This is a genomic window from Brevibacillus choshinensis (assembly GCF_001420695.1).
Taxonomy (GTDB): Bacteria; Bacillota; Bacilli; order Brevibacillales; family Brevibacillaceae; genus Brevibacillus; species Brevibacillus choshinensis.
The window spans coordinates 1,050,570-1,062,829 of sequence record NZ_LJJB01000010.1 but is presented as its reverse complement, the minus strand read 5'-3'; the positions used below and the strand labels follow the sequence as shown (position 1 = coordinate 1,062,829).

The 12,260-nt window shown below is 52.8% G+C and carries 10 protein-coding genes; 7 read left to right on the top strand and 3 right to left on the bottom strand.

Annotated elements, in window-relative coordinates; genetic code table 11:
- Nucleotides 1-5: 5 nt before the first annotated feature.
- A complete protein-coding gene (gene pdxR, locus AN963_RS15290; RefSeq protein ID WP_055745413.1) occupies nt 6-1,421 on the bottom strand; it encodes a MocR-like pyridoxine biosynthesis transcription factor PdxR in 1,416 nt (471 codons plus the stop codon).
- Nucleotides 1,422-1,528: 107 nt separating this feature from the next.
- On the opposite strand from pdxR, the gene AN963_RS15285 reads away from it, so the two are divergent.
- The gene (locus AN963_RS15285) at nt 1,529-2,512 is read left to right on the top strand and encodes a proline dehydrogenase family protein (RefSeq protein WP_407922547.1); all 984 of its coding nucleotides are present in this window, start codon (nt 1,529-1,531) and stop codon (nt 2,510-2,512) included.
- Nucleotides 2,513-2,615: 103 nt separating this feature from the next.
- Here AN963_RS15285 and AN963_RS15280 read toward each other — a convergent pair whose 3' ends face one another.
- Nucleotides 2,616-3,797 carry an MFS transporter gene (locus AN963_RS15280; protein ID WP_055745412.1) on the bottom strand — a complete coding sequence of 394 codons (1,182 nt, stop codon included), beginning with the start codon at nt 3,795-3,797 and terminating at the stop codon, nt 2,616-2,618.
- A gap of 142 nt (nt 3,798-3,939) precedes the next feature.
- Nucleotides 3,940-4,206, bottom strand: coding sequence for an ArsR/SmtB family transcription factor (locus tag AN963_RS15275; RefSeq protein ID WP_083496994.1), 267 nt, complete (start codon nt 4,204-4,206; stop codon nt 3,940-3,942).
- A gap of 229 nt (nt 4,207-4,435) precedes the next feature.
- Here AN963_RS15275 and AN963_RS15270 point away from each other — a divergent pair, with 229 nt between their 5' ends.
- The 6 genes from AN963_RS15270 to AN963_RS15245 are packed head-to-tail and all read left to right on the top strand — an operon-like array spanning nt 4,436 to nt 12,244.
- Entirely contained in the window at nt 4,436-6,817 is a 2,382-nt protein-coding gene (locus AN963_RS15270; RefSeq protein WP_055745411.1) for a DUF7408 domain-containing protein, read from the top strand.
- The gene (locus AN963_RS15265) at nt 6,814-7,740 is read left to right on the top strand and encodes an ABC transporter ATP-binding protein (protein WP_055745410.1); all 927 of its coding nucleotides are present in this window, start codon (nt 6,814-6,816) and stop codon (nt 7,738-7,740) included. The genes AN963_RS15270 and AN963_RS15265 overlap by 4 nt, the downstream gene beginning before the upstream one ends.
- Entirely contained in the window at nt 7,737-8,627 is an 891-nt protein-coding gene (locus AN963_RS15260; RefSeq protein WP_055745409.1) for an ABC transporter permease, read from the top strand. Before AN963_RS15265 ends, AN963_RS15260 begins: the two co-directional genes overlap by 4 nt.
- Nucleotides 8,628-8,630: 3 nt before the next feature.
- Entirely contained in the window at nt 8,631-10,349 is a 1,719-nt protein-coding gene (locus AN963_RS15255) for a hypothetical protein (RefSeq protein WP_055745408.1), read from the top strand.
- A 33-nt stretch (nt 10,350-10,382) separates the two neighbouring features.
- Complete coding sequence (locus AN963_RS15250; RefSeq protein ID WP_055745407.1) at nt 10,383-11,366, top strand: AAA family ATPase; 984 nt, start codon at nt 10,383-10,385, stop codon at nt 11,364-11,366.
- Complete coding sequence (locus tag AN963_RS15245) at nt 11,363-12,244, top strand: DUF58 domain-containing protein (RefSeq protein ID WP_055745406.1); 882 nt, start codon at nt 11,363-11,365, stop codon at nt 12,242-12,244. The genes AN963_RS15250 and AN963_RS15245 overlap by 4 nt, the downstream gene beginning before the upstream one ends.
- Nucleotides 12,245-12,260: the final 16 nt, after the last annotated feature.

The following is a 12,260-nucleotide window of genomic DNA, read 5'->3' as shown; positions in this document are numbered from 1 at the left end:
CGCTTTCAGAAAGACAGCACCGAGTAGAGCCTCTTGACGCCCTCCTCGATCTTCTCCTCAGAGACGTTTCCGTACCCGATAATCAGCTTGTCGGTGTGTCTGCCAGGACAAATCGCATGTTCCTCGACAGGATAGACCCGAACGCCAGCGTCACTCAGTTTCTCCAGCAGCTCGGGAGTAAAGTGGATTCCTGCAAACGACACTACGATGTGCAACCCGGCGGATGCCCCCAGAATACGAAAGCCTCTCGTCTCGGAAAAGGTTCGTTCCAGGGCATGGACGAGCGTCTGCCTACGTTTTCGGTACAGCTTTTTCACCCGATTGATGTATTTTTCCAAATGTCCTTCCTCGATGAAAGTAGCGAGGGAGAGTTGATCGAGGGTAGAGGTGTGCAGATCGGAAAACCATTTGGCGTTCTGGTAGCGCTCGACCAGTTCGGTTGGCAGGACGAGATAGCCGAGTCTCAACCCAGGGGAAAGGATTTTGCTAAACGAACCGATGTAAATGACTCGCTCCTCCGCCAGCCCTTGCAGAGAACTGATTGGTGCACTGTCGTAGCGGAATTCACTGTCGTAGTCGTCCTCGACGATGTAGCAGTCTGTTTCGCGAGCATAACGGATCAGCTGCAGACGACGCTGGATGGGTAAGGTTCCCCCTAATGGAAACTGATGCGAAGGCGTGACGAAGACAAAACTCGGAGGATGAGCCTCAGTACCAGGCAATTGCTCCGTCACAAGCCCCAAATCATCGGTAGGGACAGGCTGCAGTACGGCCCCGGTTGCCTTGAAGATGGTCTGAATGTCTTGGGTAATCGGATCCTCGATGACGACGCTGCTGCCCTTTGTCAAAAGCACCTTGGCAATCAGCGTGAGCGCTTGCGTGGCTCCAGAAGTGATCACGATTTGCTCCGGTCTGCACTGGACACCGCGTGTTCGATAAAGATAGCGGCAGATTACCTGACGCAGCTCGAGGCGACCTTCGGGGCGTCCGTATCCAAATGCGGAGAGAGGGGCATCCTGACAGACCCGCTGTACGATTTTCCCCCAGGTCGTACGGGGAAAAAGCTCCAATGCAGGTACACCTGAACGAAAATCGATCGTTGAAGTCGTAGAATCTGTGGAAGCCTCGCTGATAGAGAGGATCGCATCTGTTCCGTGGCGTGCATGTTGCTCCAGATAAATTCCAGCGGAAACGTAGTACCCCGAACCTTGCCTGCTTTCAATATAACCCTCCGCGTACAACTGCTCATACGCATCTACCGCGACATTGCGGGAAATCTTCAGTTCTTCCGCCAATTTGCGAGTTGAGGGTAGTTTTTGTCCCGCCTGCCAATCCCCGCGCAAAATATTCGCACGCAATTCTGTAAATAGTTGCCGGATCAAAGGAATCGGCTTTTCTCGATCAATCGTGAGCCATGCCAAAACGTGTGAGACCTCCTCGAAAAACTGGATCTGTAAAAGTCGCCGCAAACTGGATCTAATCGACTTCAGCTTACCATGGTAGGGTGGACAGGAGAAGAACACACGGCGTGAAGGGAGAGAAAAAAATGACGATCGATGAGCAAATAACGGCGGAGGTCTTGCGAACGATAGCGCGAGACGAACAGATCAAGGAAAGTGTCCTGCGATCCAGCTCGTTGTACCCATTGCTGCTGGCGGCAGCGAAGCGCTATGTAACAGGAGAAACTCGTCAGGAAGTACAGTCGCGTGCCAAAGAACTGGAGGAAAAAGGGTATCGTCTTTCCGTGGAGTACATCGGAGAAAATACGCTGGATGCAAAAGCATGTGAGCAAGTGAAAAACGAGTTTTTGGCTGTGATCGACGATTGCTCCGTCCTGCAACGACCGGTAGGGGTATCCTTTGATCTGTCACACGTAGGCCTGTTGGTGAGTCAGGAGCAGGCTTTTGCCCATGTGGAGGAAATGGCAGTCGCTGCTGCTCGGAACCAACACGATGTCATGATCAGCATGGAAGAGTCCACAAAGACAGAAGCCATCATGGCGATGTATGAACGGTTGGCACAGCGTCATGAGAATGTCGGCATCACGATACAGGCCCATCTGCATCGCTCGGTGGAGGATGTCCAACGTGTCTTGGCGTTACCGGGAAAAATCCGTCTAGTAAAGGGCGCGTTCAAGGAGCCGCGAGACATCGCCTTGGCGCGTTCCGCAGAGCTGAACGAACGTTATCTGCAGCTCGCCGAGATGTGTGTGAATGCGGGACATACCTGTGCATTTGCTACTCATGATCAGCTGATCGTCGACGAGCTTCAAAAGCGAGACTACTTTTCGCGCCCTGAGGTGGAGCTGGAACTGCTGTACGGCGTTCGTCCCGAGCTGGCGCAGAGCATGCAGCAAAATGGCATTCCCGTTCGCCTCTATCTCACCTACGGGAAAGAATGGTACTTGTATTTGTGTCATCGCATCGCAGAGTACCCGCCAAATATTCATAAGGCGATAGCAGATATGTTTGACCCAACGAGGACGGCACACGTGGGGTATGGAGAGAAATAACGGGTGAAAGGACGATAGCCTTGGCTCAGCACAAATGACTGAAACCAAGGCTTTTTTCATTTTTACGAGGGCAGACAAGTGATAGAGAGCTCCATCTACTCGGTTATACCTGATGTGCTTTGCCCGCCCTTACGCTAGTAGAGCTTGAGGGACGGTAAACAGGAAAGATGATAGTAAGCGCGATCGCTACTACGAAGCCTCCTATCCATGTAACTGAATCCAGAGATATCCCGTCGATTATGATGCCGCCGATCCCGGCACCAGCGGCCATGGAGAGCTGCATGACCGAGCTATTGAGGCTGAGCATGATGCCGGAGGATTCCGGAGCCATTGTGACTAAGTGATACTGCTGAGTAGGACCCGAAGACCAAGCGGCGAATGACCAGAGAATTAACAAAGGAAAAACGAAGACAGTAGAGTGGGCCGCCAAGCTTATCAGGAGCAGTGTTACGATATGCAAGATCATGCCTGACATCAGCGTACGATAAACGCCCCAGCGATCCGTACTGTAACCGCCCAGTTTTGACCCGATCAGGCTGGCGATACCAAACGCTAGCAATGCAGCATTCAACGTACTTTCATTCATTCCAGAGACCGTCAACAGGTAAGGAGCGATATAGGTATAAGCAAGGGAATAACCACCCAACCAAAAAAAGCTGACGAGCAGGGACAGGACAATCTTGGGCCGTTTAAGCAGGGCTACTTGTTCGCGAAATGGAATCGGTGCGTCGCCCTCTGTTTTTGGAATCGTGAGGGAAATGATCAGCATAGCCAATAACCCCAGAACGCCGATCCCCCCAAAGACTACTTTCCAATCGTAGGCAGCGGCAATCATCCTTCCGACAGGAACCCCTACAATGAGAGAGGCAGTAAGGCCCATCACGACGGTAGCAATGGCACTGGCCTGCTTGCCTTGTGGGGCAATTTTAGCAGCAACCGTCAGAGCCGTGACCACGACGACACCAGCACCGAGAGCCATCAGAATACGAGCGGCAATAAACAATCCGTAACCGGGAAGGGCATAGGCAAAGACGTTTGCAATAACAAAGAGCCCAAGTGCGAAAAGGAGCAGCTTTCGGCGTTCCCACCGGGCTGTGAGCGCAATCAGGACAGGGGTACCGAGTGCGTACACGAGAGAGAAGACGGTGATCAACTGACCTGCGGCGACTACAGAAATAGCCAAACTGGCCGAAATCTTGTCCAGAATCCCCGCGATAATATATTCGGATGTTCCAACCAAAAAACTGATCAGGGCAAGAATATAAATCTTCCATCCTTTTGACATGGATGTCTACCTCTTTTCTTGTACTTAATTTTTATGTTTCTAGAAATATAGAAATAAAAACAAAACGAAGACGGAATGATCAGGATGAGTGAAATGAGTATGTTTTTATATTTCTAGATATATAGAAATATAAGTGAAAAAATTAATCTAGCAAATAAGGAGCGAATCTTTTAACCGTTTCCACATGCAGGCTGTAGTAGATGTAGGTTCCTTTTTTCTGGGAGACGAGCAGGCCACTATCCGCCAATTGTTTTAAGTGATGAGATAGCGTAGACAGAGCAACGGATTCCAACCGACTCTCCAGATCTGCTGGACACAGATTGCTTTCCTTCGTCAAAATCTGGACAATTCTGTAGCGAGTTTGCTCTCCCAGGGCCCTATGTACTTTTATCGCTTGATTCGTTTCCATGCTGACATCACCCATCGTTAGCATCCCTTCGTCGGAGTCATTTCTTATTTCTAATATTTTCGAAATAACAGTAGCACGATGAGAAACAAAAGTAAATAGGCTGGTGCAAGTAAAGGCAATTCTGACGTTTTGAAAATTCATGTAGCTTTTTCTCCCATATAATCGTCTCTATATGTATGAAATTGACGGATCTGCTGCAAGAAGAATCGTCTATGGAGGTATGGAACGAATGAAAACGGCAAACGTGTACAAGCGGTGGCTGATGACCATCTGTGCCTGCTTGCTGCTGATGGCGGCAATGCCAGGAGGATGGGCGACCATAGCCCGAGCGGAGGTGGCCATTCAGTTAGGTGTCACTGCGGGAGTGGGTGGCGAATACAAGGAAACGGGCATGGTCCCCGTCCAAGTATCGGTGACAAACAGTGGGCCTGATGTCGAAGGAGACATCGCGGTCATGACAGGAGACAGGGGAAACAATACGTTTTCTGCCGCGTATTATCAGCCCATTTCTATCGCCAAAGGGGCGACCAAGCAGATTACCATCACTGTGCCTGGATCTGAGGTCCGTCCAGACTCCTATGTGGCGCTGATGAAGAATGACGAGGTCCTGGTCAAAACACCTGTTGGTGGTAGACGCTACAATAGCGATACGCTGATGGTAGGGGTACTGGCAGAGGATCCGGATACGGCAAACTTTCTGGGAGTGCTGCCAAAGGCGTCCTTCTCGAATGAGGTCAAAGTCCTTCCGATGAAGCCGGATCAGGTACCGACGGCAGGTGCTCAGCTGCGCATGATCGATCTGCTTGTGCTGAACAACTTTGCTCTGGATACGTTGAATGACCAACAAATCCAGGCGATTCGCGATTGGACAAAATCTGGCGGGCTACTGATCACGGCAGGTGGAGCTCAGTATAAAAAAACGGTAGGTGTACTAGCCGATCTCTCGCCAGTCGACGTCAACGGTGTGACCCAAGTGCAATCTCTGGCAAGCTTGGCGATCGACAAAAACAAAGCGGTAGAGTTGAATGCACCTTTTACGATTAGCACCGGTAAAGTGAAGTCCGGGAAAGTATGGTACACAGAAGGCAACGAGCCGTTGTTCGCATCTCGGGCAGTCGGAGAAGGGAAAGTCTTGTATGTCGCCTATGACCTGGCCGCAGAACCACTCGCCAGCTGGACGGGAAACGGCAAGCTATGGTCAGATACCTTAATCAAATCATTTGGTTTCTCGCTGGATCACAACCGCGAATCGCTCACGGATAGCATTTGGCCGCTCAGTGAAGCGGCGGATCGGATTCCGGCCTTGAAGATCCCGGAGGTTGGCTGGTTTGCTCTCTTTTTTGGGATCTATGCGTTGATTGCAGGACCCATCCTGTTTTACATACTGCGTTACAAGCGCAAGCAGAGCTACATGTGGGCCATCGTTCCCGTTTTAGCAGTTGTGACGGGTGTTGGAATCTTCTCATTTGGTGCCATGCAACGCGGAATAGGCGTCTTGGTCCATCAGACAGGTTATGTGGAAATGACGGGAGACGGTCAAGCCAAAGCGAAAGGGGTAACGGCTTTATTCGTGCCGAGAAGCGGTGATTACAAAGTGACGATCGCAGGTCAGGGCTTGGCCCAGCCGATCATGGAGAGTCGCCGGTCCGATGAGATCCCGAGAATTTGGGCATCCTTGCAGCCGGAGCATACGGATATTTCGTTCCGCGACGTAGAATTTTGGTCCATGCGCAAGGTGGCTACGGAACAGACGGTTACCGATGCGGGGACGTTTGTCTCTGACCTGTCATACGCCGATGGGGCTTTAACAGGGACGGTGACGAACAAAAGCAAGTACGCGCTCAAAAATGTAAAGGTCGTATCAGGGATGCAGGTGCAGGAGTTCCCTGAAATGGCACCAGAGGGTACCGTGCAAGTAAAGCTGTCTTTCCAGCCAGACGCTCAGATGCAGTCGAGAAGAGGGCAAAATCAGCGTCTTTCTGGCTTGCTCGTACCCAAGCAGGCAGCGGCAAATCCCTATGAAAATACACGTGAGCAAGTCATGGCGCAAATAGTCGAGTACAGACGAGGTGGATCATCCCAACCAGCACAAGTGATGATCGCAGGCTGGACGAACGAGCAGATCGTAGACGCATCCATCAAAGGGGAAACGATCCACCCGGACAGCCTCGCGCTGGTTACCTCTCCCTTGGAGATCAAGCCTGCCAAGGACGGTCGCGTGTATTACCCGGCAGGGACCTTTGACGTCACCATGGCTGGAAGCTCAGTTTCGGTGGATGACATGGGCGATGGTTTCATGATGCCTGCTGGAGACATTAGCTTTGACGTCAACCTGAACCAGGATGGGCAAAAGCTGCAAATATCCAATCTGTATCTCTACACCTGGTCGGATGACAACACCTCATTTGACAAACAGGTCTACAACTGGAAGACAAAAGCGTTTGAACCTTATGACAGAGCCTTTGTAAACAACACTATGACGGGAGACAAGGCAGCAGCGTACATTTCTGAGGATAGCGTATTGCGGCTGAAATTTTCTCACCAGTTTCCAGATCAACGCCACATCGGCATTCCTAGCGTCAGTGTGGAAGGGAAGGTGACCAATCCGTGATCCAAATACAAAACCTGCGAAAACGATACGGAAAGATGGAGGCGCTCAAAGGGCTGACCCTCGAAATTGACAAAGGGACGGTATTTGGCTTCGTTGGACCAAATGGAGCAGGCAAATCAACGACCATGTCCATCTTGGCGACTTTGCTGGAACCGACGAGCGGAAAAGCGTACGTGGGTGGCTTTGAGGTTACGAAGAATCCAAAGGAAGTGCGCAAGCTGATCGGATACATGCCTGACTTTTTCGGTGTGTACGACAATCTGACGGCGGAAGAATATCTCGATTTTTACGGGGCCAACTACGATATCCCCCTTGCCGAACGCAAGCAGATTATCCCGCAGCTGCTTGAGCTGGTGAATCTGAGCCACAAGCGTGATGCTTATGTCGATTCACTCTCACGTGGAATGAAGCAGCGACTGGGTCTCGCCCGTTCCCTGGTGCACAACCCGGAGGTACTGATCTTGGATGAACCGGCATCCGGTTTGGACCCGCGAGCGCGGATCGAACTGCGGGAGATTTTGAAAGAGCTGCGTGACATGGGCAAGACGATCATCATCAGCTCGCACATCCTGCCAGAGCTGGCGGAAATGTGTGATGTCATCGGCATTATTGAAGAAGGCGATCTCGTCGCTTTTGGCCGAGTCGATGAAATCTACGCGAAAATGCAGGAAAAGCGCGTGCTGCGCATCCGCCTGACGGATCGGGTGGAGGAAGCGATGACGCGCTTGCGGGAAATGCCTGTGGTCTCTGGTGTAACCCGCGAAGGGAACTGGGTAGTGGTAGGCTTTGCCGGAAACGACGAACAGCAGGTGCACCTGCTCCACGATCTGACCACGGCAGGCTATCCAGTGGCAGCATTCAATGAGGCAGAAGGCAATCTGGAAGAAATCTTTTTGGAAATTACCAAGGGGGTGGGCTCATGAACGTCTTGAGACGATTGCGCAACCCGGTCTTGTTCAACGAATGGAAGATGCGCATGCGGACGCAGCGTTCGCCGTGGATTATCTTCCTCTATCTGTTGGTGCTAGGCGGTATCACGCTTCTCTATATCTTTTTGATGACGAACGGCGGGAGCTACTACAATCCGAATGAGACACGAGAGCTGTTCATGATGCTCTCGATTTTACAGCTCGGGATGATTTGCTTTGTTGTACCCGGACTCACTGCTGGCGTCATTTCAGGAGAGCGGGAACGACAGACGCTCAGTATTTTGCTCACCACCAACGTCAGTGCAACCCGATTGATTGTGGGCAAATGGCTGTCGTCTCTGAGCTTCATGATCTTTCTCGTATTTGCGACGGTGCCTTTGTACGCCATCGTCTTTTTGTACGGTGGGATTTCTCCTACACAGCTGATTCAGGTCTTCGGCTTTTACGTGATTACGATGTTTGGGATTGGTAGCATTGGTGTCCTGCTCTCTACGCTGATCAAACGGACGGGGATCGCGACAGTCGTCAGTTATGCGGTCGTCTTTGGCTTTTCGATCGGGTCCAGTGTGTTGGCGGAGATCATTCGCGAATTGATTCGTTATCAGCGGCGAAATTTGAACTATCCGTCTGGTCCGATGCCCGTCTGGCCAGATCTCTTGCACAGCATCAATCCTCTGTTTGCGATGCTGAACATTTTTGATGAAGGACCCGTACAGGACTTGCGTCGCACGAGCAATCCTACGAGCTTCCTGTTGAACGTCGATCCTTTCTGGTACTACGTCCTCTTCTTTGCTTTGGTGACCGTGGTCTGCTTGCTGCTGGCGATCTATTTTATTCAGCCCGTACGGCCGCGTCTGCGCAGAGCAGCTGAGGAGCAATAAGCCATGTTTACCCCAAAATCAAACGACGAGCTGCAAATGCTGTTGGAGCCGATCCGCAAAAAGCTGGGGTGGCGTACCTGGGTGCAGCAACTGTCTGCGTACAGCTTGGGGGGAGTGGGGGGAAGCGTGCTGCTTCTCCTCGTCGCCCGTTTTTGGCCGATTCCGTACTACTCGTGGATCGCCATGGTGATGATCCTGATGGCTGCTCTCGCTGGGGCTCTGAGTGTTCTCGGCAAAAAACCTACCCCGTTGGACAGTGCACGGGTAGCAGATGCAAATGGCTTGGCACAACGTGTGGTCACGGCTTGGGAGAATCGGGGCAACAACTCGATGATTGCCGGGATGCAGCGAGAGGATGCGCTGCGGCACCTGCGTCGCACCCTGCCACAAGCCGTAGAAAGCGTCCATGTGTGGAAGGACGCACAAAAGCAATTGGTTGCAACAGGCGGATTGCTCGCACTGGTCGTCATGCTCATGCTCTGGCCAAATCCTCAAGACCTACGCCTCGCGCAGATGGCAGAGGAAAAGAAGGCTCTTGCTGAAGTGGCCAAAGAGCTCGAAACGGCCAAGGAAGAAGCAAAAACGAATGCGGCAATGAGTGATGCCCAGAAAAAACAGCTAGAACAAATGCTGGAGCAGGCGAAAAAGGCGCTGGCCAATGCGAAGGATCCGGCAGAACGTCTCAATGCTTTGCGCGCAGCGGAAAAGCAACTGTATAAGTGGAAAGAAATCGAGCAGAAAAAACAAGCGGCCCTTCAGCAGCTCCAGAAAAACCTCGGGAGTCAACAAGCCACACGAGCATTGGCTGATGCGATGAAATCAGGGCAGCAAAAGGAGCTGGAGGCAGCGCTGCGCGAGGCTGCCAAACAGCTCGAGAAGATGTCCCAAAGCGAGCGGGACGCTATTGCAAAAGAGCTGGAAAAAGCCGCCGAACAGCTGCGCAAGGAAGCGCAGAACGCTTCGTCAAAAGAACTGGAGCAAATCGCCAGCCAAATGGCGCAAGCGGCACAGCAGCTGGCACAAGGCCAGGTGCCACAAGCGATGACGGCGTTGGATGCTAGTCTCATGCAAGCGTTGGCAGGTGCCCAGCAGTCCGGTCAAGCCATGCTGGCAGCAGCCAGTGCAGCCGCTTCTTTGCAGCAGTCCCAGATGACGCTGGCAAGTGCGGGAAGTGCCAGTGCAGGGGCAACGGGCACAGCCACAGGCACAGCAGGAATGGGTCAGGCAGTACCGGCGTCGGGTAATCCTGCTGGGACACCTGGCGGGAATGGCACGGGAACAACTGCGAACGGAAATCCCGGCTCGGGTACGGCTAATCAGCCAGGAAACGGCAATGGTGGATCGGGGCAAGGCAATGGCTCCGGATCAGGATCAGGATCAGGAAATGGCTCAGGCTCCGGTTCAGGCAGTGGCTCAGGTTCTGGCAGCGGAAAAGGGAGTGGTGCCGGTCTGGGGACAGGGTCACACGAGCTCGTCACCGTCCCGTCAGCGAGAATTGGCGGAGAAAACGGTCCTACAGATACCGTAGGTGGGCCGCTCGGGGCAGGTCCATCTGAATCGAGACAGAGTGGAAATACACAGGTGTCTACAGGCGGTACGCTGCCTTACGAGGAAGTCTACGGGCAATATGAACAATTTGCCCGCGAAAGTATGGAAAAAGGGAACATTCCCGGTGACTATCAGGAAGTCGTCAAACAGTATTTCAGCAATATTGAACCATAAAGAAGAGAGTTACGAGAAAAGGGGGAGCGAGCGATGGCACAACAAACGTTGGAAGAATGTCTGCATCGGGTAGAACTCGTCAGACAGGAAATCGGAAAAGTACTGGTAGGGCAAAAAGACGTCGTAGAGCAGCTGCTCTGGGCAGTCTTTGCCGGGGGACATGCGCTCCTGGAAGGTGTGCCCGGTCTGGGGAAAACGCTGTTGGTACGGACCTTGTCTCAAGCATTCGAGCTGTCCTTTCAACGCATCCAGTTTACACCTGACCTGATGCCGACAGATATCACGGGGACGAACATCCTACGTGTAGACGAAAAGGGGCAGCAAGCGTTTAGCTTTCAACCGGGACCGATTTTTGCCCATGTGGTCTTGGCTGACGAGATCAACCGGGCGACGCCGAAGACACAGAGTGCATTGCTAGAAGCCATGCAGGAGCGCACTGTTTCGGCTGGTGGCGTGACCCGTTCGCTGCCAGACCCGTTCTTCGTCCTAGCTACACAAAATCCCTTGGAGCAGGAAGGCACATATCCGTTGCCAGAGGCGCAAATGGACCGCTTCTTGCTTAAAATTGATGTTCCGTATCCGACTGAAGAAGAGCTAAAGGCCATCGTGCGTCAGACGACCACAGGGCACTCAGCCCGTGTCGAGAAGGTGGCGGCAGCGGATCAGATCGCGGAAATCCAACAGGCAGCACGGGAGGTCCTGGTCGCAGATCCAGTGCTGGACTATGCGGTCAAGCTGCTGCTCGCCACCCATCCGGGGGAACATTCAGTGGCCTCCGTCAATCAATATGTGCGCAACGGGGCAGGCCCTCGGGGTGTTCAGGCCATGATCTCGCTGGCAAAAGTGCGCGCTCTGCTGTCTGGTCGCTACAATTTGGCGTATGAGGATGTTGCAGCTGTCGCTTTGCCAGCGCTTCGCCATCGGGTTTTTCTCAATTTCGAAGGAGAGGCAAACGGCATCCGTCCCGATCAAATCGTCCGCGATATTTTGGATGGAATGGGGATGCAGCAGGCATGAGTGGTCACTTGTTGGACCCGAGCTGGCTCGCGAGGCTGGAACGCTTGCAGATGGCTAGCAAGCGGGCCGCGAGCGGGAGTCAGGCAGGGCTGCGGCGAGCCAAGCAGCTGGGTAGCTCGATGGAGTTTGCCGATTATCGCTCGTACGTGCCAGGGGACGATTTGCGGCAGCTGGACTGGAACGCCTATGCACGCTCGGGCAAGCTCTTTCTGAAAAAGTATTTAGACGAGACGCAGTTGCATGTGAATCTGTACATCGACTGTAGTCGCTCGATGAGTCATGGACATTCGGGGAAAATGGAGCGCGCTGTCCAATTGGCAGCAGCGTTCGGTTACCTTTCCCTTTGTCATTTGGATCACGTTTCGGTGTACGCCTTTGATCGGCAGATGGTGTCGTCGGTACGGGGACTGCAAGGGAAGAGCCAAGCTCCCCGACTATTGGGGTATTTGGCAGGACTTTCGCCGGGTGAGGTAGGCGATCTGAATCAGGCGCTGCGATCACCGGGTGCTGTCAGTGGCAAGGCAGGTATTTCCATCGTCTTGTCTGACTTTTTGTTTGAGAGCGGCTACGACAAAGGTATCGCCTTTTTGCAAGCAGCCAGACAAGACGTCATTATGGTGCAGGTGCTAGCGCGAGAAGAGCTCGATCCCACTTATCAAGGGGAGCTGCGTCTCATCGACTCGGAGACGCAGCAGGCCAAAGAAGTCTCATTGACCGGGCAACTGCTGGAGGAGTATCGCAAAAGTGTACGGCAATATCAGCAGGAGCTGACCTCCTTTGCTTACGGGAGGGGAATCTCCTTTCTGGGGATCGAGGCCGAGCAGTCCGTTGAATCGATTGTCTTTCAAGTATTTCGCCAAGCCGGCATCATTCGCTAGAGAGGAGAGGATACAC